This window comes from Chitinophaga sp. Hz27 (assembly GCF_042263525.1).
Taxonomy (GTDB): domain Bacteria; phylum Bacteroidota; class Bacteroidia; order Chitinophagales; family Chitinophagaceae; genus Chitinophaga.
This window is the reverse complement of sequence record NZ_JBHKFJ010000004.1, coordinates 621521-646196: the sequence shown is the minus strand read 5'-3', so window position 1 is coordinate 646196 and position 24676 is coordinate 621521. Positions and strand designations below refer to the sequence as shown.

General features: G+C 40.7%; 21 protein-coding genes and 1 tRNA gene. 11 read left to right on the top strand and 11 right to left on the bottom strand.

The window, feature by feature from the left end:
• Window positions 1-142: 142 nt before the first annotated feature.
• From ACE38W_RS12165 to ACE38W_RS12150, 4 genes are all read right to left on the bottom strand, one after another.
• A complete protein-coding gene (locus ACE38W_RS12165) occupies window positions 143-1057 on the bottom strand; it encodes a M20/M25/M40 family metallo-hydrolase (protein WP_375831176.1) in 915 nt (304 codons plus the stop codon).
• Between the two features lie 64 nt (window positions 1058-1121).
• Window positions 1122-3254, bottom strand: a complete 2133-nt coding sequence (gene feoB / locus ACE38W_RS12160) for a ferrous iron transport protein B (protein WP_375831175.1) — start codon at window positions 3252-3254, stop codon at window positions 1122-1124.
• Window positions 3255-3492: 238 nt separating this feature from the next.
• Entirely contained in the window at window positions 3493-5187 is a 1695-nt protein-coding gene (locus ACE38W_RS12155) for a PspC domain-containing protein (protein WP_375831174.1), read from the bottom strand.
• Between the two features lie 35 nt (window positions 5188-5222).
• Window positions 5223-5561, bottom strand: coding sequence for a PadR family transcriptional regulator (locus tag ACE38W_RS12150; RefSeq protein WP_375831173.1), 339 nt, complete (start codon window positions 5559-5561; stop codon window positions 5223-5225).
• Window positions 5562-5890: 329 nt separating this feature from the next.
• Between ACE38W_RS12150 and ACE38W_RS12145 the strand changes: the two genes are divergently transcribed.
• The 3 genes from ACE38W_RS12145 (at window position 5891) to ACE38W_RS12135 (ending at window position 8827) form a co-directional block, all read left to right on the top strand.
• Window positions 5891-6184, top strand: a complete 294-nt coding sequence (locus tag ACE38W_RS12145; RefSeq protein WP_375831172.1) for a hypothetical protein — start codon at window positions 5891-5893, stop codon at window positions 6182-6184.
• 252 nt (window positions 6185-6436) lie between these two features.
• Complete coding sequence (locus ACE38W_RS12140; RefSeq protein ID WP_375831170.1) at window positions 6437-8071, top strand: SulP family inorganic anion transporter; 1635 nt, start codon at window positions 6437-6439, stop codon at window positions 8069-8071.
• A 9-nt stretch (window positions 8072-8080) separates the two neighbouring features.
• Window positions 8081-8827: a carbonic anhydrase family protein gene (locus tag ACE38W_RS12135; protein ID WP_375831168.1), complete on the top strand. Its 747-nt coding sequence runs from the start codon at window positions 8081-8083 to the stop codon at window positions 8825-8827.
• A 205-nt stretch (window positions 8828-9032) separates the two neighbouring features.
• On the opposite strand, the gene ACE38W_RS12130 is transcribed toward ACE38W_RS12135, so the two are convergent.
• Genes ACE38W_RS12130 through ACE38W_RS12120 form a run of 3 tightly spaced genes read right to left on the bottom strand, consistent with a single transcriptional unit; the run spans window position 9033 to window position 12243 of the window.
• On the bottom strand, window positions 9033-10166 hold the full coding sequence (locus ACE38W_RS12130) for a methionine aminotransferase (RefSeq protein WP_375831166.1): 1134 nt from the start codon (window positions 10164-10166) through the stop codon (window positions 9033-9035).
• Between the two features lie 9 nt (window positions 10167-10175).
• Window positions 10176-11267: a mannose-1-phosphate guanylyltransferase gene (locus ACE38W_RS12125; RefSeq protein ID WP_375831164.1), complete on the bottom strand. Its 1092-nt coding sequence runs from the start codon at window positions 11265-11267 to the stop codon at window positions 10176-10178.
• Between the two features lies 1 nt (window position 11268).
• Window positions 11269-12243 carry an SIS domain-containing protein gene (locus ACE38W_RS12120; RefSeq protein WP_375831163.1) on the bottom strand — a complete coding sequence of 325 codons (975 nt, stop codon included), beginning with the start codon at window positions 12241-12243 and terminating at the stop codon, window positions 11269-11271.
• A gap of 165 nt (window positions 12244-12408) precedes the next feature.
• On the opposite strand from ACE38W_RS12120, the gene recQ reads away from it, so the two are divergent.
• The 6 genes from recQ to ACE38W_RS12090 all read left to right on the top strand — a co-directional run bounded on the left by recQ (window position 12409) and on the right by ACE38W_RS12090 (window position 17785).
• On the top strand, window positions 12409-14610 hold the full coding sequence (gene recQ, locus ACE38W_RS12115; RefSeq protein ID WP_375831161.1) for a DNA helicase RecQ: 2202 nt from the start codon (window positions 12409-12411) through the stop codon (window positions 14608-14610).
• A 41-nt stretch (window positions 14611-14651) separates the two neighbouring features.
• A complete protein-coding gene (locus tag ACE38W_RS12110; protein ID WP_375831160.1) occupies window positions 14652-15419 on the top strand; it encodes a DUF3050 domain-containing protein in 768 nt (255 codons plus the stop codon).
• Between the two features lie 82 nt (window positions 15420-15501).
• Window positions 15502-15574: transfer RNA gene (locus ACE38W_RS12105), tRNA-Phe, on the top strand.
• A 354-nt stretch (window positions 15575-15928) separates the two neighbouring features.
• Window positions 15929-16141, top strand: coding sequence for a hypothetical protein (locus ACE38W_RS12100; RefSeq protein WP_375831159.1), 213 nt, complete (start codon window positions 15929-15931; stop codon window positions 16139-16141).
• Window positions 16142-16197: 56 nt separating this feature from the next.
• Window positions 16198-16563, top strand: coding sequence for a nuclear transport factor 2 family protein (locus ACE38W_RS12095; protein ID WP_375831158.1), 366 nt, complete (start codon window positions 16198-16200; stop codon window positions 16561-16563).
• Window positions 16564-16795: 232 nt separating this feature from the next.
• Window positions 16796-17785, top strand: a complete 990-nt coding sequence (locus tag ACE38W_RS12090) for a hypothetical protein (RefSeq protein WP_375831156.1) — start codon at window positions 16796-16798, stop codon at window positions 17783-17785.
• A gap of 47 nt (window positions 17786-17832) precedes the next feature.
• On the opposite strand, the gene ACE38W_RS12085 is transcribed toward ACE38W_RS12090, so the two are convergent.
• The 3 genes from ACE38W_RS12085 to ACE38W_RS12075 all read right to left on the bottom strand — a co-directional run bounded on the left by ACE38W_RS12085 (window position 17833) and on the right by ACE38W_RS12075 (window position 19808).
• The gene (locus tag ACE38W_RS12085; RefSeq protein ID WP_375831154.1) at window positions 17833-18651 is read right to left on the bottom strand and encodes an IS3 family transposase; all 819 of its coding nucleotides are present in this window, start codon (window positions 18649-18651) and stop codon (window positions 17833-17835) included.
• Window positions 18652-18674: 23 nt separating this feature from the next.
• On the bottom strand, window positions 18675-18989 hold the full coding sequence (locus tag ACE38W_RS12080; protein ID WP_375831153.1) for a hypothetical protein: 315 nt from the start codon (window positions 18987-18989) through the stop codon (window positions 18675-18677).
• A gap of 378 nt (window positions 18990-19367) precedes the next feature.
• Complete coding sequence (locus ACE38W_RS12075; RefSeq protein ID WP_375831151.1) at window positions 19368-19808, bottom strand: hypothetical protein; 441 nt, start codon at window positions 19806-19808, stop codon at window positions 19368-19370.
• 497 nt (window positions 19809-20305) lie between these two features.
• Here ACE38W_RS12075 and ACE38W_RS12070 point away from each other — a divergent pair, with 497 nt between their 5' ends.
• Both ACE38W_RS12070 and cls read left to right on the top strand, forming a co-directional pair.
• A complete protein-coding gene (locus ACE38W_RS12070; RefSeq protein ID WP_375831150.1) occupies window positions 20306-22450 on the top strand; it encodes an alpha-galactosidase in 2145 nt (714 codons plus the stop codon).
• Window positions 22451-22596: 146 nt separating this feature from the next.
• Window positions 22597-24075: a cardiolipin synthase gene (gene cls, locus ACE38W_RS12065; protein ID WP_375831148.1), complete on the top strand. Its 1479-nt coding sequence runs from the start codon at window positions 22597-22599 to the stop codon at window positions 24073-24075.
• Here cls and ACE38W_RS12060 read toward each other — a convergent pair whose 3' ends face one another.
• On the bottom strand, window positions 24076-24507 hold the full coding sequence (locus ACE38W_RS12060; RefSeq protein ID WP_375831147.1) for a hypothetical protein: 432 nt from the start codon (window positions 24505-24507) through the stop codon (window positions 24076-24078).
• Window positions 24508-24676: the final 169 nt, after the last annotated feature.

Sequence of the window (24676 nt, the reverse complement as noted above, 5' to 3'; positions counted from 1 at the left end):
CTATTGACTCTTTTAATGACTCAATTGATCGAACTGTTCTGAGCTTCTCCGAAAAACTGTATCGTACTTTCTTATTCATAAAAAATGCCCCCAAAAAGTGTCTAACTTTTTGGGGGCACTACATAGAGACGGCCTTTTTCTTTTAGTTTATCTGTGAAGCATCAAACAATTTAATTACCTCAAGTATTGTATTTACCGACCTGAAATAGAAGCTGTTATTAATGCGTTTATACTCGTCCGTTACCTTATGATAATCTGGATGATCCTCTACACCAAAATATAAAAACGGTATCTTCTGATCATAAAAAGCGCCCTGGTCGCTCTGTTTGATCCAATTGTCAGCAGCGGAGCCGGCAGGATCATCATGGCCCTGAATTAAATTGACAGTGGCCTTTTTAGTAGCCGCATCCACCACCTGTTTCAGAAAGGGTTGCACCTTTACTCCACATACATACAGTTCATTTTTATCGTTGTGGGCGATCATGTCCATATTGAAGTCCATCAGGATACGCTTTACCGGAGGGCGTTTTACAAATTCCAGTGCACCCCTTAAGCCTTCTTCCTCTGCATCTGTTGCCAGGAAAACAATCGTATGTTTGGGTGGATGTACTTTGAAATATTTGGCCATCGCCAGCAAGCCTCCTACACCGGAAGCATTATCATCAGCACCATTAAAAATGCTATCCTGGCCATTAGCATCTTTTGCAATGCCCAGGTGATCATAGTGTGCAGATATGATATAGGCTTCTTCTCCTGCGGTAGCAGCTGTTCCGGGAATATAGCCGTAAAGGTTAGTCCCCATAACATTCTTACCGCCAAAGTCGAAGTAGAAAGGATATTCATACGTATTATTGAATCCGGAAAGGCCTATTTCCTGGAAGCGCCGAATTATATAAAACTGCGCCTGTCTGCTGCCGGCAGTACCTACACGGCGGCCTTGGTAAGTATCAGCGGAAAGCGTGCTGATATCCTTCATCAACTGGAGAGAATCAACTTTTACCTGTGCCTTCGCTGGCACTAAAAAAAGCATGCCCACAGAAAATAAGAGCCATTTCATAGTACATAACATTTACTGCAATGTACAAGTTATTTCGGGTGGGAACAGATTAGAATTTCATTGATTATTTAAGCAGCTGATAAGCGATAAAGCTACAGATATAAGCCAATGTTGTCATGTACACCAATTGAATCATTGGTATTTTCCATGAATTGGTTTCTCTACGTACAATGGCCATCGTACTCATACACTGCATCGCAAAAGCATAAAACAGCATCAATGCAATACCAGTAGCCAGTGTATACATAGGCGTACCGTCAGCCCTTTTTGCGGAAGCCATCTTTTCACGAAGCGTGGATTGGTTATCATCCGGACTATCACCCACACTATAAAGTGTAGCCATAGTACCTACAAATACTTCTCTTGCTGCGAAAGAGGTGATCAGTGCAATACCTATTTTCCAGTCAAAGCCCAGTGGCTTAATAGCTGGTTCAATGGCATGGCCCAGGATTCCCGCATAAGAATTAGAAAGTTTTTCAGACTGGAATTCGTGCTTCAAACTATCCGATGTTGGAGAATCAGGTGTCGCTGCTGCGATCAGTTGTTCATATTTCTGGTGAACAGGATCCATTCTCTTTGCTGGGCCATAGGAAGCCAGGAACCAGAGAATAACAGAGATCACCACTATTACTTTACCAGCATCGGTGATGAAAATCTTAGATTTTTCCAACATGGTGATACCTACGTTTTTCCAACGTGGCGCCCTGTATACAGGCAGTTCCATGATGAAGTAGCTCTTTTCTTTAATCTTTACGAACAGTTTCATCAGCGCTGCTATCAGAATAGCCATGAAGAAACCTAAGAGATATAAGGCCATCATAGCAAGTCCCTGGAGGCCAAGGAACCCGAAGACGCGCTTATCTGGTACTACCAGGGCTATCATCATTGTATAAATGGGCAGCCTGGCCGAACAGCTCATGAGCGGGGTAACCAGTATTGTTATAAGTCTTTCCTTCTTGTTTTCGATAGTACGCGTAGCCATGATCGCTGGCACCGCACAGGCAACACCACTGATCAATGGCATTACAGACTTACCGTTAAGTCCTACCTGGCGCATCAATCTATCCGTGAGGAAGCTAATACGAGCCATATAGCCGGTGTCTTCCAGGACTGTGATCAATCCAAAAAGTATGGCGATTTGTGGCACAAATACAGCAAATCCACTCACACCAGCCAGGATACCGTTGATAAATACATCGGTGACTTTATTATCCGGCAATATACCACCCAGCCAACCACTAAGTCCGCTGAACATTCCTTCTATCCAGCCCATTGGGTAACTGGCCAGCCAGAAGATACTCTGGAATAGTAGGAACATCACCACCAGGAGGATCACATATCCCCAGAAGCGATGCAATAATAAATCATCAATTTTTTCGGAACGTAACTGTTTCTGAAGCGGATCCGCTTCTACCACTGTGGATTTCATGATCTGCTTGATACGCGCGTATCGTTGCATGATCTCTTCTGCCTGCACTTTTGTTTTATTGAACTGGTTTTCTTTCAATGCCTGTTTAATGGCCGATTTCTGACCATCATTCAGGAAATTCAGTTCATCACTATTAACAGCTACGTGCAAAGCGGCATAGTCACTTCTGCAAAGTGTATATTTTTTAACGTCTTCTATTGCTGGTTTAGCCAAATTCAGATTATCTATAAAATCTCTGGCAGGAACTGCATATTTACCTTTTGCAGATTGCTCAATGATTTTCTTTAGTTCTGAAAGACCTTTATTTTTCCTGGGGTTGATGGCTACTATCGGTACACCCAGTTCTCTTTCCAAACCATCCAGATCTATCTCCACTCCCTTTTTACGGGCGATGTCCATCATTGTAAGTGCAATGATAACAGGCATTTTCAGATCGATGATCTGGGAACAGAAAAGGAGATTACGTTTCAGGTTAGAAGCATCGGCAACAATAATAACCAGGTCTGGGGCTTCAGAAGCATTTACATTGATGAGGACATCATAGGTAACATATTCGTCAGCGCTTTTAGGATAGAGGCTATACGTTCCCGGCAGGTCGATCACATTGGCCGAAAGTCCCGGGGCAATAGTAGCACTGCCCGTTTTCTTATCAACGGTCACACCAGGGAAGTTACTAACCTTCTGGTTTAAGCCTGTGAGTGCATTAAAAAGGGAGCTTTTTCCACTATTCGGATTTCCTACCAACGCAATATTTAATGGTGCCTGCATTCCTTACCTGTCCTGTTAATTAGAGTTTGAGATAATTGCCGAAGCCGCAAAGTTACATATAATAAAATAGGCGGAATGATCCAATCGGGAAAAAAGCAAGTATTAACAGAAATAAAAAGACCATGGTATAAACCACGGTCTTACATATATTTAATTTTAACACTTACTATTTATGTCAGTCAGTTTTTCTGATCTGATGGTTTCCGTATGGGTTGGTTTTTGATGACCTTCTAACAACTTAGTTGTTGCTATGGTAATGGTAGTTGTTTTCAACAGAATCTTTGTTGCTTTTACCATTGTTAACATCAATTTTAACGCTGGTAGAATCCTGTTGCACTTCTATGCCATCCTGGGTAGCTTCCATTCTGTAGTGGCGGCGATGATGGGTGAACCTAAATTCATCAAAATCACCATAGTTGAAGTTTTCCCCAGTTACATAATTGTAAGTCTCAGGATTGAAGCAATTATATACGTTATCTTCTACATCCAGGTGTTTACCTTTAGGTACTTCTACGTTTACGATCAGACGTTGAAAGCGGTACCTGGTGTTTTTGGTGATACCGAAACCTATAGGCAGCACCATTACAGAATCTTTTTGACTGATATTGTATATAATCGCATTCGCATTTGCCTGGGCGTCATTCGTATTGCGGCCTTTGGCATATCGTACCATTTTCACATGGAAGCTATCATCAGGGCTCTGGCTGATTCTCAGGCGAACATCCGGGATACTCATGGTATCTGTAGCGTGGAAGTCTTCCAGCCATTCATCCAGATTGATATCATAATCGTCGTTCATTACCGATAATCTAGGGCCTGCCTTCAGGTAAAGTTTACCAACCTTAGGTTGGGTCATGGCTATATTTTCAACCACTGTAGCGCTTCTTCTGGTTTCTCTTCCTATGTTTCCGGCCAGGATGACTGCGAAAATAATTCCGAGGAACCAAAGTACAACCAGGGTTGGCGTTACATAACGAACAGATACTCTGGAACCAGTAGCAACGCGGATCAGGAAGATCACCATTGCCAGCACAGGGATGCCTATCAGCAAGCCTACAGCCGCCCAGAATAACACCACCTGACTACCAGATGAAAACACCAGCGATTGGAACGGAGTTATGGCCGCAGAATACATGGTGAGGACAATCCCCAACACCACCAGGACGAACAACAACACGATGGCTAAGAAGATAAAGAAGCTTTTGCTTAGCACCAGTATCACTTTACCCAATCCTCTTGCGAATCCCTGGAAGAAGCGTTCAATATCGCTACCTACTTGTTTTCCGCGGCCCTGAGAAAAATTTCGGATATCGTTTCCGGCATTTTTGAACTGGCCTTTTAAGCTGTTGATCTCTTCCTGTACAGTATTTCTGATATTATTCAGATCTACTTTTTCACCTCTCATTTCCAGCTTTTCAGCGGCTGTTTCAGCGTAAGGAGTTGAGATCCAGAGAATAATATACACTACTGCTGCGGCACCAAAAGAACCCAGGATGAGCAATGCAAATATCACTCTGAAGATCACCGGATCAAGGTTGAAGTAAGCACCTAATCCACCACATACACCACTTAACACTTTATTATCCGGATCACGGTAGAAACGCTTGCGTGGACGAGGTTCATAAGCGTCAGCAGTTGATTTCTGCTGTTGTTGCTGATCTTTAGGTACCTCTTCTTCAAATTGTTCAGGCGTACCCATAGAGAGTTTCACCGCTTCCACATCTGCATCAGTAATGCAATGCGCACCACCTTTCAATTTATCCTGGAATACTTCCGCAATACGGGATTCAATATCTGTGACAATCTCATCACCACCTTCCTCCCTTGAGAAGTATCTTTTAAGGCTGTCCAGGTACTGGCGGAGCACCTCGTAGGCGCTGTCCTCAATGGGAATCAGTCTACCTGACAGATTTATGTTGATAATCTTTTTCATTTTATTCGATTTTGGGTTTTAGGTAAAAGGTGTAATTAGATTGTACTACTATTTTGTGTCAGCTGGTGTACCGCGTTGGCTAGTTCATTCCAGGTAGCTTCCAATTCCTTATAAAAGATGTCTCCTTTTTCGGTCATGGAAAAATACTTGCGGGGAGGACCTGAACTACTTTCAACCCAGCGATAGGTCAGCAACTCCGCATTTTTTAATCTTGTCAATAAAGGATAAAGTGTGCCCTCCAGGATATCCAGTTTCGCCTCTTTCATCTTCTCAATGATATCCGAAGGGTAAGCTTCTCCTTGCTTGATGATGGATAGGATACAGAATTCCAGTACCCCCTTCCTCATCTGCGATTGTGTGTTATCAATGTTCATGGCAAGTGAGCTTTTGTTTTTTAATGGTGGTGGTTGAAACTTTATTCTCAACCTTACAATACAAATGTAGGGAGAAATTTACTACTATGCAATACACAATACCATAGAAAACAAAATAACTTGCTTTAAACATTACCTGTTAAAGTCAGCTAAACCCAATACAGATAATGATCTCACTAGATTAATATATACAAACTGCCATATGAATATTTTGGATGAACGGTAAAAATAAAGGATGAGCTAATGTTAAATCGCTTTAACATTTTTTTAATTGCCCTGAATGATAATTATCACTTAGCTCAGTTATTTTTGTGATGACGGCTAACCACATGAAAAAAGCGATCGGCATATTTCTTTTGGCACTTATGGTGTCTCAACTTCTTCCCATAAAAGAGGTTGGAAAGATCCTGTTCAATAATCAGATTGTGGAAGAGCATCCAGTAGAAGGTCACGATCATATTAAGATTGCAAAGGAGTTAAAGTTCTGCAATATGGCGGACGAGTTATTAAAACTTAGTCCGTATTTAGAATTGAGTACTGCACGCTTCTTATCCAACGAAGATATTCCTAGTAGTCCTGCCCAGGAAATACACTGCCCCCCTCCCAACGCCTTTATGGCCTAATTACATAGTACGCTGCGAGCATTACCCTGCAGCACCTCATTATCAATACATTTTTATTTAACGCTTTATTTGTCGCTACGCGCGGACATCGTGTGTCCATACCTGTGGTATTATTCATACTGGTATCAGATACTTAGTGCTTGTCCGTTCCTGTAGCTCTTTAATCCTGTAGGTTCAACTTTCCACGGTTGCAGCATCGTTGTGTGCTGTCGATCCGGGAAACTGATCTCTCAAACGGAAAATCTTATTGCCATGAACAAACAGACATCCATCTTTTCGAATATAAAAGGCGATTTATCCGCCGGTCTTGTAGTTTTCCTCATTGCAGTGCCGTTGTGCTTAGGTATAGCCCTGGCCTCCGGCGCGCCACTCTTTGCCGGCATGATTGCCGGTATTATTGGCGGTATCGTAATAGGATTCTTCAGCGGCTCACAGCTGAGTGTAAGCGGCCCAGCAGCCGGACTCACCGCTGTGGTACTTACCGCTATCACCAAACTGGGTGCATTTGATATATTCCTGCTCAGCGTAGTAATCGCAGGTGCCATCCAACTGGTATTCGGACTTATTAAAGCCGGCACTGTAGCCAATTACTTCCCATCAAATGTGATTACGGGAATGCTAACGGCTATCGGTATCATAATAATAATGAAACAGCTGCCTTATGCCTTCGGGTATGATAAAAGCAGCGACAACGCATATGAGTTTATAGACGCAGAGCATGTACTCTTTGCAGCTATTAACCATATTAGCATAGGGGCTACCGTTATAACCTGTATTTCTGTATTAATTATTCTGTATTGGAGCAAAATTCCCAAAGTCAGCATTGTGCCGGCGCCACTGGTGGCGGTAATAGTAGGGATTATCCTGAACAAAGCCTTCTCCGGTAGTGCCGTGCTGGCATTGGGTGCTAATCATCTGGTAAGTTTACCGGTACCTAATAGCTTTAATGATTTCCTTGGTCAGTTTACTTTGCCACGATTCAGTGCTATCGCTAATAAAGAAGTATGGCTCGTTGCCATCACCGTAGCTATCGTTGCTTCCGTAGAAACACTGCTCAACGTAGAAGCTACTGATAAGCTTGACCCACTGAAACGTCACACTTCTCCTAACCGGGAGCTGAAAGCGCAAGGTATTGGTAATATCATCAGTGGATTGATCGGCGGACTGCCTATTACATCTGTAATAGTAAGATCCAGCGCAAACATCAATGCTGGTGGAAGAACTAAACTGGCAACCATGTCGCATGGCTTGTTACTTTTAGTATGTACGGCCCTCATCGCTCCTTTCCTGAACATGATCCCACTGGCTACACTGGCAGCAGTGCTGCTGGTGACCGGTTACAAACTTTGCAAGATCTCCATCTTCAAAGAGATGTTCAAAAACGGAAAGTATCAATGGGTACCATTTGTAGCAACGGTAGTAGCTATTGTTTTCACGGACCTCCTGATCGGTATTGGAATAGGTATGGCAGTAAGCGTACTCGCCATCCTGAGAGGTAATATGAAAAGCTCTTATTTCTTCCGTAAAGAGAAATATCAGCAAGGTGATAGCATTCGGCTGGAACTGGCACAGGAAGTTTCTTTCCTGAACAAAGCCAGCATCCTCCTTACCCTGGACCATCTGCCTGCAAATACAAATGTTATCATAGACGCTACCAAAACAGCTTATATCGATTTCGATGTACTGCAGACCATCCGGGAATTCAAGGAGATAAAAGCACAACAGAAAAATATCTCCGTAATACTTACCGGATTCAAGGAAGTTTATAATATCCAGAACACCCCAAACTTAACAGCAGATCAGCAAGTGAAAATGACTAACGGGCATGTACACACGATTGCATCAGGAACACACAATGATCTGCTTAAAGAATTACAATTGAACTAAAGACGCATAATGATGATAGGAGAAAACACGGAAACCATACTCCACATCGGACGATTTTTTAATGCTAAAAAAGAAGAAAAAATGAAAACACTTGATAAATTATCTCAGTCTAATATTACACCAAAACAAGCACTCGAATTACTGAAAGCGGGTAATATCCGTTTTGTCGAGAATTTACGCATAAACCGCAACCTGTTACAAATGGTGAATGACACCTCCAACGGACAATGGCCCATGGCGGCCATTGTCAGCTGTATGGATTCACGTACCTCTGCAGAACTCATCTTTGATCAGGGTTTAGGCGATATCTTCAGTATTCGTTTAGCCGGCAACGTTATATCCGAAAATGTATTGGGTAGTCTTGAATATGCTTGTAAAGTAGCTGGCTCCAAATTCATTGTGGTATTGGGTCATAGCAAATGTGGCGCTATCAAAGGTGCTTGCGATGCGGTAGAACTGGGTAACCTGACAGCCTTACTCGGAAAAATAACGCCAGCGGTATATGCAGAGAAAAGCGTGAAGGAACATAGAAATTCTCATAATCCGGAATTCGTAGAAGCTGTTTCCAAAATACATGTGGAACGCTCTGTTCAGGCCATCATGGAGCAAAGCGTTATCCTCCGCGACATGATCCTGAAAGGAGAAATCGGCATCATCGGCGCCAGCTATGATGTAGAAACCGGTATTGTTTCTTTCCATGATCAGACACTGATCCTGGAAGGTAGCACTGAAAATGCGACTGCTATAGCGGTTTAATATAAGAGCCTTTTATTGAGAAAAGGGAATGTCTGTGTTAAATAAGGACGGCATTAATAGCACCCGGCAATCGATTTAGGGGTGATTGCCGAAAAGCTGTTAATTGCCGTTCTTTTACTGTTGTTTAGTTTTAGTTTTATGTAAATGAAAAAGCGTCTCTACTAAGTAGAGACGCTTTTCGTTTATAATAAGTTTAGGTAGATGCTTATATTTTAGCCAATCTTTCTGCAGCCCGTTCTAACGTTTCATTCTTTTTGGCAAAACAGAATCGCAATACATGGTCATCTTTACCATTTTCATAGAAGGCAGATACTGGGATAGCCGCCACACCAAACTCTTTCGTCATCCGAACAGCAAAATCCTTATCACCTTCATTAGAAATACGGTCGTATTGCATTAGCTGAAAGTAGCTTCCTTTGCTGGATAATGGCGTAAACCTGGTGTCGCGCATCAGCTCCAGGAAATAATCACGCTTTTGCTGATAAAAGGCAGGCAGTTCCAGGTAGTGAGAAGGTGTTTCCAAGAACTTTGCCAGGCCATATTGCATAGGCGTGTTCACAGAGAAACATAAGTACTGGTGTACTTTTCTGTATTCTTGAGTCAGATGTTTTGGCGCGATACAATAACCCATTTTCCAACCAGTATTATGAAATACTTTTCCGAAAGAAAAAGTAACAAAACTGTTTTTGAAAATATTAGGATACTTGAGAATACTGTGATGTTGGTGTCCATCAAATACCAGATGCTCGTATACTTCATCTGACAATACCAACAAATCAAATTCTGCTACTATTTTTTCTAACTCACGTATATCATCTTCCTGTAAGATACTACCGGTAGGATTATGCGGTGTATTTATCATGATCATCCGGGTACGAGGCGTAATTTTATTACGCACCTCCTGCCAGTTGATACGATATTCAGGGAAAGATAAGGAGATCTGTACTGGTACGCCACCATTCACAAGAATATTGGGAATGTAGCTATCGTAAGCAGGTTCAAAAACGATTACTTCATCACCAGGACGTATATACGTTGCAATAGCGGTGAAGATGGCGTAAGTACCACCAGGAGTAATCGTAATTTCTGTGTCCGGATCTATACTTTGCTGATAGAGTCCAGCTACTTTTGCTGCTATTGCACTACGAAGCTGGATGAGGCCAGGCATGGGAGCATATTGGTTATGCCCTTGTTGCATTGCCTCATTCACCAACGCTTTCAATTCATCACTGCAATCATAATCAGGGAATCCCTGTGAAAGATTTATGGCCTTATTTTCTGCTGCCAATGCGGACATAACAGAAAAAATGGTAGTGCCAACGTTAGGCAGTTTTGACATGAGATAGTATTATAAGAACTTTTCGCCTTTATTTCTTTTTATCTCCGAAACATAATCTTTGATTTGCTGTTCATGGTCTTTCTTAGCGATGAGCAGTACATCAGGCGTATCAATTACGATCATTTCATCGAGGCCTTGCAACAGTACCAACTTTTCGTTAGGAGCCTTAACCATGCATTTGGTAGCATCTATCACGACAACATTCTTTCCTTGAACGGCATTCCCGAGATAATCTTTCTCGATATTTTCATAAGCAGAGGCCCATGTTCCGAGGTCGCTCCATCCGAAGTTGGAAGGAATGACATAAACATTATCTGCTTTTTCCATGATACCATAATCTATAGAGATGTTGGTGCATTGCGGATATACCTTTTCTATGGCTTCTTTTTCTGCAGGTGTATTTAAAGCAGGTGTGCTCAGTTCAAAAAGTTCATCAATTTCTGGCAGGTACCTTTTGAAGGCGGCCAGTATAGTCTGGACATTCCATACAAAGATGCCGGCGTTCCAGAGGAAGTCACCACTTTGGATGAAAGTTTTCGCCAGTTCCAGGTTAGGTTTCTCGGTAAATGTTTTTACCTGATAAACGTTATCTGCTACTTGTTGTGGTTCGAACTGGATGTAGCCGTAGCCGGTGTCGGGGCGTGTAGGCTTAATACCAAGTGTCAGCAATGCACTATGTTTTTGTACAAAGAGCAAGGCATTCAGGCAAGCATTTGTAAATGCAGTAGTATCGAGAATCAGGTGATCTGCTGGTGCACAAATTACGTTTGCCAGCGGATCCTGTTTGTGTATTTTATGAGATATATAAGCAACACAAGGAGCAGTATTTTTCCTGGAAGGCTCACTAACGATATTAGCGGTAGGCAGTCCTGGTAATTGTTCAGCTACTTTGTCTGTATACTGGTGGTGGGTAACAACGTAGATATTATCTTTTGGAATAAATTGGGCAAATCTCTCATAGGTCCACTGTAAAAGGGTCTTGCCTGTATTCAGAATATCCAGGAATTGTTTTGGATTATCTGTTCTACTATGTGGCCAGAACCGGCTGCCGATACCGCCAGCCATTATTGCCACATAAAAATGGCTATTAAGTTGTGTCATCTTATATAATTCCTTCTCTTATTAAATCGTGTAAATGAATAATGCCGGCATATCTTATGTCGTCCATTACCAGGAGTTGTGTAATATCATTATTGCGCATCATTTCCAGCGCGTTAATGGCCAGTTCGTCCTGTTGAATGGTCTTGGGTTTGAGAGACATGATATCCTTGGCTGTAATCGTGGCTGTGGGAATATTTTTTTCCAACATTCTTCGTAAGTCACCATCTGTGATAATACCTTGCAGAATACCGTTCTCATCCACAACGGCGGTTACGCCCAGCATTTTAGATGATATTTCCACTATTACATCTCTTAAAGAACTAGTTGTCAGTACTTTAGGAGATTCGTGCAATTTACTGAGATCATGTACTTTGAGGTACAGTTTTTTGCCCAAAGCGCCACCTGGATGGAATTTAGCAAAGTCAGCTGCTGTAAAGCCATGCCATTCGATAAGGCAAACGGCTAGGGCATCTCCCATGGCTAATTGGGCGGTGGTGCTGGTAGTAGGTGCAAGATTATTAGGACAAGCTTCCTGGGTCACTGAAGTATTAAGGATGTAATCCGCCTCTACAGCGAGAAAGGAAGTGGTATTACCTACCATGGCAACCAATGTATTGCCAAAGTTTTTTACAAGTGGAACGAGGACTTTAATTTCAGAAGATGTTCCGCTTTTGGAGATACACATCACAATATCTTCCTGACGAATCATTCCCAAATCACCGTGAATCGCATCAGCTGCGTGCATAAATAAAGCCGGCGTGCCGGTTGAGTTGAGCGTGGCAACTATTTTTTGTGCGATAATGGCACTTTTTCCTATCCCTGTAACAACCAGTCTGCCTTCACATGTAGCAATAAGCTCTACCACCTTCTCAAAATCTGCATCTATAAACTGCTGCAAATCATTGATCGCTGTCGCTTCCATTGCTATTGTGCGTTTAGCTACCTGGCCTATATTGATAGTTTGATTCCTTTTCATGACGATTTACAAATTTAATCATTTTTTACCCAGCCCCCGAACTATCCTTAATTAATATTGCCACTCCGCACTTTTTTAAGTAACTTCGTGTCCCCTAAAAAACATATAAACTAAATTTGTCATTTGTTAGTTCTTTAGAGTTTACCGTATATAAAATGAAATGCAATGGCTGTTGTTAAGGAAAGTTTGATGGATGCATTACGCGAACATTTCGGGTTCGATTCCTTTAAAGGAAATCAGGAGATTATTATTAAAAGCATCCTGTCAGGCAAAGATACTTTTGTTATTATGCCAACTGGTGGAGGTAAGTCACTATGCTACCAACTCCCCGCTCTCATGAGTCCTGGCTGTGCACTCATTGTTTCTCCCCTTATCGCTTTAATGAAAAACCAGGTAGACCTGGTACGTGGTTATAGCAGTAAGGACAATGTGGCTCACTTTTTAAATTCAACCCTCTCAAAAGCGCAAATTAAAAAAGTGCGCACAGACCTGCTTTCCGGTAAAACGAAGATGCTCTATGTAGCACCTGAAACACTGACAAAACAGGAAAACCTGGAGTTCTTCAGAGACCTTCAGATATCTTTCATCGCTGTAGATGAAGCACACTGTATTTCTGAGTGGGGTCATGACTTCAGACCTGAATACCGTCGTCTGAAAGAAATGATTGAGCAAATCAGTGATAAATTACCGATCATCGCACTTACGGCTACAGCTACGCCGAAAGTACAAAGCGATATCGTGAAAAACCTCGCACTGAACGATCCAAATATCTTCATATCTTCTTTTAACCGTCCAAACCTGTATTATGAAATCAGGCAGAAACGTAAGAAAGATCAGACCATCAAGGATATTGTAAAATTTATCCATTCGCATAAAGGCAAAAGCGGTATTATCTATACGCTCAATCGTAAAACTACCGAAGAATTAGCCGATATGCTTGTAGCAAACAACATCAAGGCTGTAGCTTATCACGCCGGCCTGGATCCTACTACCAGGGCTCAACGCCAGGATATGTTCCTGCATGAAGACGTGGAAGTAATTGTTGCTACCATCGCCTTTGGTATGGGTATCGACAAACCAGATGTTCGATTTGTAATTCACTTTAATATTCCTAAATCCCTGGAAAACTATTACCAGGAAACAGGACGTGCAGGACGTGATGGTCTCGAAGGTATCTGTGTATGCTTCTACTCTCATAAAGATGTGCAGAAACTGGAACACCTCATGCGCGATAAACCACTCAGCGAACGCGAAATGGGTGCGCAGCTCATCAATGAAACTGTAGCCTATGCAGAAAGCGCTGTTTGTCGCCGTAAAGTAATTCTCCACTACTTTGGGGAAGAATATGAAACGGAAGACTGTGGACAATGTGATAACTGCCGTAATCCAAAAGAAAAAATCGAAGTAAAAAACCGTGTAGTTATTGCTTTAAAAGCAATCCGTTCATTGGAAGAACGCTTCGGTACCGAATACGTTGTTAATATCATCACCGGTAAAACCAGCCCTCAGATCGCGACCTATCGCCATGATCAACTGGAAGTTTTCGGTGAAGGAAAAGAATTTGATGCTCACTTCTGGAATTCCCTCCTCCGTCAGATGATGCTGGAAGGATTGATAGAAAAAGATATAGAAGAATATGGCCTGTTGAAAGTAACAGAGAAAGGAACCAAATTCCTGAAAAAGCCTTATTCTATTATGGTGGCACTCAACCACCAGTTCGACGAAGAAAGCGGCGATGAGGAAGAAGAAACAGGTGCTGCAGCTCATGCGTCTGCTGATCCTGTGTTATTCGAAATGCTGAAAGAACTTCGTAAGAAAGTTTCTAAAGAAAGAAATCTCCCTCCTTTTGTCATCTTCCTGGAAACATCTCTGGAAGATATGGCTACTCAATATCCTACCACCGTTCAAGAACTGGAAAAAATCCAGGGCGTGAGCAAAGGTAAAGCAGTACGCTATGGTAAACAGTTTGTGGATGTCATCTCCAAATTTGTGGAAGAAAATGATATCACCAAACCGGATGATTTCGTGATGAAAAGCGTTGTAAATAAAAGCGGTCTGAAAGTATTTATCATTCAGAATATCGATAAGAAAATACCGCTGGAAACCATCGCTAAAAACAAAGAACTTACCATTGCCAAACTGCTTGATGAGATGGAAACCATCGTAGCCAGTGGTACCAAACTGAACGTGGATTATTGTCTGGATGAAGAACTGGACGACTACGCACAGGATGAGATTATGGAATATTTCAAAGGCTGCGAAACTTCCAGTCTGGCACTTGCACGTGAAGAACTGATCGACAGTGATTATACACTGGAACAGCTGAAATTGATGAGGATTAAATTCCTGGTGGAATACGGTAACTAATACCCTCCACCAGTTAAGCATGTGATCATAATAAGATTTTTATGAGTATCAGGAAGATACAGGAAACCATTGCTCCTGCCAGAGAACAGGTAGTTGCACACCCGTTATACGCCGAATTACAGTCGCTGGATGATGTACGTACTTTTATGAAGTACCATGTTTATGCCGTTTGGGATTTCATGTCTTTATTGAAAGGACTGCAGCAACAACTGACTTGTGTGAACGTTCCATGGATACCAAAGGGCAGCGCTGCTACCAGGTATCTTATCAATGAAATTGTTACCGGAGAAGAAAGTGATGTGGACATGAATGGCGACAGATGCAGCCATTTCGAACTCTACGAAAAGGCGATGCAGCAAGCCGGTGCGGATATTACTGCTATCCAGGGACTTATTAACGCGGCACAGCAAGGAATTCCTGTTAATGATATTATTCAGCAAGCAAACCTTCCTGAAGCCGTAAAAGGTTTCCTCGGATTTACGTTCGAGGTTATCGCAACAGGCAAGGCACATATCATGGCAGCTGTATTTACTTTCGGCAGAGAAGATCTCATCCCTGATATGTTCTACGCACTCGTTAAAGATCTGGATAAAAAATTCCCAGGTAAGCTTACTACTTTCATTTATTATTTAGAAAGACATATCGAAGTTGATGGCGATCATCACAGTCAACTGGCTATGCAGATGGTACAGGAACTCTGTGGCGATGATGAAAACAAATGGAATGAAGCTGCTGAATATGCCCGCCAGTCACTGGTTTGGAGGCATCAGCTCTGGTCCGCGATTCTCGACGAAAAAGTTTTTTTATAATTTTTTTAAAAAAAATTTTGTGAATTCAAAAGTTTATGTACTTTTGCAATCCCATCACACGAGAGGGGCACAATAAAAAGATGGTGCGGTAGCTCAGTAGGTAGAGCAAAGGACTGAAAATCCTTGTGTCGCCGGTTCGATCCCGGCTCACACCACACAAAAAGAGGTCACTGAAAAGTGGCCTTTTTTTATGCCCATAACTCCCACGCATGACTTGCATTTAAAGCAATAATTCCACCCCTGCTTACAGTCCGACACATTTCATTCTTTCTTTTATACAAGATCCCATCCAGACAGTTTATATAATGGCTCACTGCAAATAATTGACATAATTATTCAGATGGCTGGCTCCCCTCCTTTTCCTTTCCCAACGCAGGTTCAACACTATTGTTGAACCCAATGCTGATCTGGAAAAAATAAAAAAATCACGTTTTTATTAAAATAGTTGTCACGTTTTTATTTTCTCATTGGTCTTTTTATCATAACAACACAAATAAAAACTCGAGTATATGAAACCAAACGAACAACACAAAAGAGCCTTTATCATCTGGCTGGCAATCTATCCTTTAATTACCTTCTTAACCATGTCACTGGGAGAATACCTGATTCATCTTCCTTTATACGTCAGAACGCTGATTATGACCATGATCGCTGTTCCGGTGATGTTTTATGGTATTGTGCCATTACTGAATAAACTCTTCCGCAATTGGCTAAACAGCTAAATCAATATAAAGCATCACACACCTCATCAATATAACATCAATATAAAAACTTAATCATGGCAAACACAATAGAACAAACCATCATCAACTTTGTAAAAGGCGGCGATAACAGCGATGTAGCATTATTAGATAAAGTATTGCATCAAGACTTCCGCGTTACCAACAATGGTTTTATGGGAACACCTGGCGTCACTATTATCGGTAAAGAAAAATACCTGCAAAATATTAGGGACGGCATTTTCGGTGGCCTGCCAAGAAAGATGGAGATTGAAACGATAGCGCAAAGTGGCAATATCGCCATGGTGAAACTACGTCTGGAGAGTGCAGAAAACCATTTCGTTTCCTACAATTCGCTGGTACTGGATATCGATAACGAATGGCGCATTGTCAACAACCTGGCAGTTGTGGAAGCAAAAAATTAACGTGTATGGTGTCATCTGACAAGCCTATTTTCAAATTGCTTCCTGATCCTACAATAACACAATATTTCCCCACTCTGTTTCACTAGAAAAAGAGATCACACGTTGTGCTCTCTTTTTTTATTATTTCTAATGCAATTAATCCACATGCTTGAGATTATCTAGCTCTAACTAATTCTCTGCAATAATACCGCATTACCCTACTTTTGAGGATAATAACCGAACTACCTATAATATGAAATTAAAATCCCTACTACCTGTAGCATTGGTAATCACAATGACGGCCATGGTCATTTCCTGCCAGAAGAATGCAGATACAACATCCGAAGTAGTACCACAAGGAACTAAGAATGTAAAAGTTAATTTTACTGGCGACATTAGCACTACTGAGTCTCCCCTTGGTAGAAAAAATACAAATGATCTTTCTCTTGCCAAAACATTTGCAGACAGTACTGTTTATGCAATTTATGTCAATCAGGATGGAAAGGCTCAATTCCATGGCCTCTATTCTAAAACTGACAGTGTAATATTAAGAATACCTAATAGCGGCTCCATTGATGTAAATGCAATTGCATTAAAAAAAGGAACTGGTCCTGGAATTTATTGCGAAAGTCACATAGATTATTTTTCAGGCAAACCCGTTTTCAATTATCCATGGTTCGGCGTTATTCCCTATAATTTTATGGATACCATTTATCTGGGAAAGCTGATGTATTCTGTTGATTCAATCAACAATATTCTCCTGTTTAATGATCTTGGAACAAATGCAGCACAGACAACCACCCGCAATTCAGAAATTGATTCCTATGTGGGTAGAGTTAGTTTTAATGCCACCCAAACTCCTGCTGCGATTAATCTCAACATGAAGCGAATCTCTTTTGGAATCAAATACAATGTTTCCAATTTTGCTAATGGTAAACTAATTGTCGATTTCGGGGGACTCATGCCAGCTAAGACATTCACAACAACAAGCGACCTTTCCAAAGTATTTGTATATACCGCAAATGAGCTTCAATGGGTTGATTCGTTGAATTTAAATCCGATTAATCTTGCTTTGAAATGGGAAAAACCAGATGGTTCCATTGTTCCCATTGGTAGTAAAAGAATCTCTTTCAAACGTAATGTTTTGACTGATATCAATATTACGGTTCCAAACCAGGGTACTGGTATTCCTACGATGCCAATTGATTCCAACTGGCAGAAAAGAGAGTCTATCAATTTTTAATTCCGCAAAAGATTGAATCGTCCTTGAAAAAGTTGACGGTTAAATAATTATCCCGGTTGCCTTTGGCGGCCGGGATTTTTCCTTCTATGGAGGCTTTCTGGAGTTTTAAAGTTCAACGCCAGGTGAGGCCTTTTGTGATTGTAGGTATAAATCGATTGGTCGATTATTTTTTGGGTATTACCAGCCGATGCCCTGATTTCATCCAATAAGAACTCATCCTTGATAGTGCGGTTCATTCTTTCGGCCAGTGCATTTTCATATGGATCTCCATTTTCAGTCATGCTGATTCTCAGATTGGCGCCTACTGCTATATCGGTATACTCTCTGCTGCAATATTGTAGCCCTCTATCAGAGTGATGCACCAATGTGTGCTTATATATTCTGGCCTGTAAGGCCATTTTGAGTGCAGGTACCATACTACTGGCTTCCATTCCGTTACTAACGCTGTACCCTACTATTTTTCGGCTATAGGCATCCGTTATCATATTGAGATACATATTGCCTTCCGTGGTTTTAAGATAAGTTATATCCGTGACCCACAGTTGTTCTGGCTTAGTAATAACCAATGTTTTAGTTAGATTAGGATATTTCTTTAACCAGTGCTTTGAGTTGGTTGTACGTGTATATGTTTTCCTGGGCCTTATTAACAGATGTTCTGCTCTTAAAAAATTAAATAATGTATCTCTTCCCATTTTAATGGATTGCTTATCCATTAATGGTTTTATTAGATAATATAGTTTACGGGTACCCAATCGCGGCATAATGCCTCTGATGCTCATTACCTGATCTCTAACGACCTTCAAGTCTTCTAAACGCCGGACCCGATCAGCCCTGTTTTTATAATAGGCTTGCCGGGTATATCCCAACAAGCTGCATATCCCACTGATACCTATGAGTTTGGCTTGGTATTGGGCTTGCTGGACTGTTCGGGCGAATACTTTTTTCTAATATCCGTATTTAGCATTTCATCTGCTATATCGATAGCTATATTCAGCACTTTCACCTTTTCCTTCTCCTTTGCCAGCAAAGTTTCTAGCTCTTTAATACGTTGTTCAGGTGTTTTTTGATTAGACATAGTAGGTAGTTCTTTCCAGTCTAAGTTACTATGTTTTTTAAACCATTTTGACACTGTACTACTTCCCTGAATGCCATATTTTGTACTTGCTTGTCTAAAACTAAGCTCCCCTCTTTCTATTTCTGACACTATTTGCAATTTTAGGGAGAGGCTATAATTTCTTTGGCTACGGCGATCACTGCCGGGTATTCGATATCCCATTGGTAAGTTACTTCAATGTCAACTTATTTTAGGACGGGACAGATTATATACTAAGGGTCATCAATGTTTGATGACCCTTTTTTATTTATATTCAAGATGACATTATTTATTGGAGCAATCTTGTGTATCTTCTCTTCTTCACTTTAACTAGCATTATCCATAGACCAACCACCGCGCATCATCACATAAATAGCCTTTTTCGCCTCAAAAGATAAACACGGGAATATATTTACAGATAACAAAAATGCCATCCATATCCGCCAGCAAACACGCATTAAATGCCATTCTCTATAACATATACTATAGCTACAATGGAAAATATATGTTTTTGTCCAGGATATCACTCATAATATTAGCGATGCTATCGGCCCGCTGATCCATACGGATACTGGAATTTCTTACCAACGTATCCACCATATGGATACTTCCCCGCTGTACCAGCTCCTGTAATGTCTCCTGCATATCCTCCGTGATTTTTCTATCATCCAGGTAATTATTGACCAGAACAAAATAATGGACTTTATAAGTGTGCCTGTTCAGCACCTGGATGATTTCACTGATGTCATGTGGTCCATCAAGATATAGGGCCAGGTTAAGTACAAAGTGTACCCCCATCTCCTTATGGCTCGCTAATACCTTAATTAGCTCGCTAATAAATTCCTGGGTAGTAAGTCGCCAGTTATTCGTCCCCATTACCGCAAACTTATTGTGCAAGCCAAAACGTGAGATCGCAAATGGCGCCTTCATCGGAAAAAAATTTTTCCTTTTAAATATTCTGGCTACAGTATCAAACTGCCCTGTATTAGGCAAATTGATCAGTACAAAGATTTTATTTGGGTTAACCATACATTCAATAAAGTTCGTGACAGGAATATAGTATCGCTTTTGCATTCAGTACTTTCTCCGCGGTTAACAAACTCACGTTCCGACTGATTTTGACAGATTGCCTTCATTTTTTTTATTAAGATTTGCTCCCAAGAAATATTTCTATTGTTGAGTCAAATAATTATTTTTTTAGTGCGCATTAAACAGAAATTACACCCTTTGGAATCTTCATTCCTTTACCAAATGTTAACAAACCCATGCTTTTCAAAAAAATAACAAAAAAAATACGGCTCCTATCTACTCAATATTATCTATCCACCTACGAATCCAGTTAATATTCCATTAGCTTATCTGAATTACTTATTCTTTATTTGTACTTTATACGCTTAATCTGCCCGTTAGAAAAAATCAATCATCTCATGAAGAAATTCACCACGTTTTTGCTGGTACTCTTTTCTGTATCTACCTATGCACAAAATCAGCCGATACGGATCACCACCAGCAATGTAAGCCTTGTATTCACCATCAATAACCAGGGACGTCTCATTCAGCGGTACCTCGGAAAGAGATTAACTCCTGAAAATATCGATACCCTTAATAAATCGTCTCAGGAAGCCTATGTTACCGCCGGAATGGAAAGTCTACTGGAACCCGCCATCCGACTCATTCATAATGATGGTAACCCTTCCCTGGAATTAAAATACCAGTCACACCAGGTTACCAAAAAAGATAATAATGTCACCAATGTGGATATTTATCTAAAAGATCCCGTATATCCGGTAAACGTTACCCTCCACTTCGAAAGTTATTATAAAGAAGATATCATCAAAGCCTGGAGCGAAATAAAACATACAGAGAAACAACCGGTTCGACTCACCGACTATTCTTCTTCTATGCTGCATTTCAACGCTGACAAATATTATCTGACCCAATTCCACGGTGATTGGGCCCGGGAAGTAAACATGGTAGAAGAAGCACTGACCCCCGGCATGAAAATCCTGGATACCAAACTCGGCACCAGAGCTAATATGTATGAATCACCCATGTTCTTATTGTCCGTAGATAAACCCGCCACCGAAAATAACGGTGAAGTAATTGCTGGAACACTCGCCTGGACAGGGAACTTCCGGTTCGCATTCGAAGTTGATCAATTAAATGCTTTACATATCAACGCAGGTATAAACCCTTATGCCTCGGACTATATGCTGCAGCCTAATGAAGTATTTACCACTCCAGCATTTATTTTCACGTTATCCAATACCGGTAAAGGACAGGCTAGTCGCAACTTCCATCATTGGGCAGTTGAATACGGTATACTCGATGGCCATACCCCACGACTCACCCTCCTGAACAACTGGGAAGCCACTGGTATGGACTTTAACGATAAACGCCTGACCGAATTATTTGGTGGCGCTTCCAAACTTGGTGTGGATCTCTTCCTCCTCGACGATGGATGGTTCGCCAATAAATATCCAAGAAATGCAGACAATGCCGGACTAGGTGATTGGGAACCAAATAAAACCAAACTCCCACAAGGACTGGGTTATCTGGTCAAAGAAGCCGAAAAGCAAAATATCAAATTTGGTATCTGGTTAGAACCAGAAATGGTCAATCCGAAAAGCGAACTCTATACCAAGCATCCAGACTGGATCTTGCGTCTTCCTAATAGAAGTGAGAATTATTTCAGGAATCAGCTTGTATTGGACCTTACCAATCCCGCCGTTCAGGACTTTGTTTATGGAATTGTGGATAAAACGCTTTCTGAAAATCCAGGCATCGCTTATATTAAATGGGATTGCAACCGCATGCTCACTAATCCATATTCAGCATACCTGAAAGAAAAACAATCACATCTCTTTATTGATTATGTACGTGCGTTTTACAAGGTGATGGACAGGGTAAGAGCTAAATACCCACACTTACCTATTATGCTTTGCTCTGGTGGAGGTGGCCGTACCGATTATGGCGCTATGAAATACTTTACAGAATTCTGGCCTAGTGATAATACCGATGGGCTTGAGCGTATATTTATTCAATATGGTTACTCACATTTCTTCCCTGCAAATACAATGTCGGCTCATGTTACCAACTGGGGTAAACAATCACTCAAATTCAGAACAGATGTTGCCATGATGGGCAAGCTTGGTTATGATATCAAAGTGGATGCTTTTACAGATAAAGAAATGCAATTCTCCCATGATGCAGTTGCAACGTATAGCCGTATACGTGATATCATATGGTATGGAGATATGTACAGAATTATTTCCCCATATGATGAAGAACGAGCGGTATTCCAATACAATACTACCGATAAGAAGCATGCGATTATTTTCAATTACCAGATGAATGTAAGAAGAAAAGAAGTGTTTGAAAATGTAAAGCTGCAAGGACTGGATCCGCAAAAACAATACACTGTAAAAGAAATTAACCTTTTCCCTGGAACTAATCCAGCACTGAAGTTTAACCAATCTTACAGCGGCGATTATTTAATGAATGTAGGATTAAATCTAGCACCTCGTGCAGTTGCATTAACTAGTAATGTACTGGAAATAACAGCTGAATAATCTTATTAAAATATAGCACTAAAAAGGCCTCGATAAACTCGAGGCCTTTTTAGTTACAGGTTACAGGCTAGCATTCATCAACTATATGTTTCGTACCTTCATAACCATTTTTCGTTCCCTGCGTTATTAAATAAACAACTACGTTCTTGCAACAGCTTTATTCTTTTATCTACGGTATTGACTGGCATCCATATATGAAAGTGGGCAGTACTATTCTTGTTACACTAACATTGATTGGTGTGGTCATTACTATATTAATGGAAAACCGCAATCCAGTAAAGGCTATTGCCTATATAATGCTGTTGGTTTTTGTGCCCGTCCTTGGGCTCATCATCTATTATTATTTAGGAAGAGATTATAGGAAGAAACGAAGGTTTACATTAAAAGGAACAAAGGATGAAGTGTTGTTTGAAAGCTATATGCAAATGCAGCGTGCGGAGCTGGAACAGATGCAGATAGAGTTACGACAGCTGCAAGGAAAGAAGCAGGAAATATCTGCTATGTTATTGAACACGCGACAATCTATTCTCACTAAAAATAACGAAGTAAAAATCCTTGTAAATGGTGAAGAAAAATTCCCTGAAGTATTCAATGCATTACGGAATGCTAAACATCATATTCACATTGAATATTACATCGTTACTAACGATGATATTGGTAAGGAATTACTAAATATTTTGTTAGAAAAAATAAACCAGGGAGTACAGGTAAGATTCATCTATGATGATATGGGTAGCAACCATATTAGTAAGATACCCCAACTATTAAAAGATCATGGAGCAGAAGTATATGCATTTGCTCCTGTACGTATCAATTTTTACGTAAATGCTAATTATAGAAATCACCGCAAAATCATTGTGGTGGATGGAACCACAGGATTTGTAGGAGGTATTAATTTAGATGATCGTTATTTGAATAATGGTAAGCATGAATTATTCTGGCGTGATACGCATCTCAAAATTGTTGGTGATGCAGTGAATATTTTACAGTTGCAATTTCTGATGAGTTATCGTTATTGCAGTAAGAAAGTATTTCCATTTGCAACTCCTTATTTCCAGCGCTCTGCCTGTGTAGGCAACTGTTTTACAGATATAGTTGCCAGTGCGCCAGATTCAGAATGGCCTATGGCTATGAATGCCATGGTGCTGGCTATTAACGTTGCACAACGAAGGATACGGATTACCAATCCATATTTTATTCCAACAGACCAGGTGCTATCAGCCTTACAAATTGCGGCACTTGCAGGTAAAGACGTGGAGTTGTTATTGCCTTATCGTGGGGATTCTTTTATAGTGCAGCATGCAGCGCTTTCTTATATGAAACCTTTGTTGGAAGCTGGTGTAAAAGTATACTTCTATACGCGTGGATTTATTCATGCAAAAACAATGGTGATAGATGATAATCTCTCCTGGATTAGTTCTGTAAATCTTGACAACAGAAGTTTCTATCTCAATTGTGAAATTGGTGTTATGATGTATGATGAAGAAACTGCTAAGAAATTGAATAGAATATTTGATGAAGACTTATTATATGCAGCACCTGTCCAGGAAACGCGATGGAATAAAAGAAATCCTTTGAAACGCTTCATGGACAGTGCTTGCAGATTATTAGCTCCATTATTATAATCAATATTTTTCTTCTTCAAAATCTTCATCGTCTTCAACAATATCATCATTGGTTTCTTCCAGGTCGTCGTGTCTGTCGCCACCAATACTATAGATATTATTTTCTTCATCTTCAGCGCCAATATCTTCTTCTTCATCGTCCAGATCTGAGCCAGGAACATCGAGGTCATCCCCTACTTTATCCTGGCGCCATGTTTCATCTTGTTCGTCGCTTTTAGAAGGACTTTTTCCCGGCTTTTCAGGCAATTCGCTATTATGTCTAAATGAGCGGGTTACCTCATCCATATCCAGGTCTACTTCATTATCTCTGTTACCTGCATTCATTATATCTTCACCAGCAGGATATTCGGGATAACCAGGAAATTCTTCTTTCTTCTTTTTTCCATTTGGTTTATCTGTGTTTTTCGGAGGATTTGTTTTTTTATTTGCCATACAATTAATTTTAAATAGATCAGAAAGAATATTATGCCATATAGGGAAGTCTTGCTTAGAGAATAACAATACAGAAAATAGATTGTTCAGATATCGCTGTGGTGGCGGATTATAAGCGCCATCAACCATTAGATAACCGTTAAAAATCAGTTAACAAAAAACAATTGCA

Bases quoted from the DNA above. Each gene is read 5' to 3' on its own strand.
- ACE38W_RS12165 (WP_375831176.1), bottom strand. From the start codon at position 1,057: ATGAAATGGCTCTTATTTTCTGTGGGCATGCTTTTTTTAGTGCCAGCG.
- feoB (WP_375831175.1), bottom strand. From the start codon at position 3,254: ATGCAGGCACCATTAAATATTGCGTTGGTAGGAAATCCGAATAGTGGA.
- ACE38W_RS12155 (WP_375831174.1), bottom strand. From the start codon at position 5,187: ATGAAAAAGATTATCAACATAAATCTGTCAGGTAGACTGATTCCCATT.
- ACE38W_RS12150 (WP_375831173.1), bottom strand. From the start codon at position 5,561: ATGAACATTGATAACACACAATCGCAGATGAGGAAGGGGGTACTGGAA.
- ACE38W_RS12145 (WP_375831172.1), top strand. From the start codon at position 5,891: ATGAAAAAAGCGATCGGCATATTTCTTTTGGCACTTATGGTGTCTCAA.
- ACE38W_RS12140 (WP_375831170.1), top strand. From the start codon at position 6,437: ATGAACAAACAGACATCCATCTTTTCGAATATAAAAGGCGATTTATCC.
- ACE38W_RS12135 (WP_375831168.1), top strand. From the start codon at position 8,081: ATGATGATAGGAGAAAACACGGAAACCATACTCCACATCGGACGATTT.
- ACE38W_RS12130 (WP_375831166.1), bottom strand. From the start codon at position 10,166: ATGTCAAAACTGCCTAACGTTGGCACTACCATTTTTTCTGTTATGTCC.
- ACE38W_RS12125 (WP_375831164.1), bottom strand. From the start codon at position 11,267: ATGACACAACTTAATAGCCATTTTTATGTGGCAATAATGGCTGGCGGT.
- ACE38W_RS12120 (WP_375831163.1), bottom strand. From the start codon at position 12,243: ATGAAAAGGAATCAAACTATCAATATAGGCCAGGTAGCTAAACGCACA.
- recQ (WP_375831161.1), top strand. From the start codon at position 12,409: ATGGCTGTTGTTAAGGAAAGTTTGATGGATGCATTACGCGAACATTTC.
- ACE38W_RS12110 (WP_375831160.1), top strand. From the start codon at position 14,652: ATGAGTATCAGGAAGATACAGGAAACCATTGCTCCTGCCAGAGAACAG.
- ACE38W_RS12100 (WP_375831159.1), top strand. From the start codon at position 15,929: ATGAAACCAAACGAACAACACAAAAGAGCCTTTATCATCTGGCTGGCA.
- ACE38W_RS12095 (WP_375831158.1), top strand. From the start codon at position 16,198: ATGGCAAACACAATAGAACAAACCATCATCAACTTTGTAAAAGGCGGC.
- ACE38W_RS12090 (WP_375831156.1), top strand. From the start codon at position 16,796: ATGAAATTAAAATCCCTACTACCTGTAGCATTGGTAATCACAATGACG.
- ACE38W_RS12075 (WP_375831151.1), bottom strand. From the start codon at position 19,808: ATGAAGGCGCCATTTGCGATCTCACGTTTTGGCTTGCACAATAAGTTT.
- ACE38W_RS12070 (WP_375831150.1), top strand. From the start codon at position 20,306: ATGAAGAAATTCACCACGTTTTTGCTGGTACTCTTTTCTGTATCTACC.
- ACE38W_RS12060 (WP_375831147.1), bottom strand. From the start codon at position 24,507: ATGGCAAATAAAAAAACAAATCCTCCGAAAAACACAGATAAACCAAAT.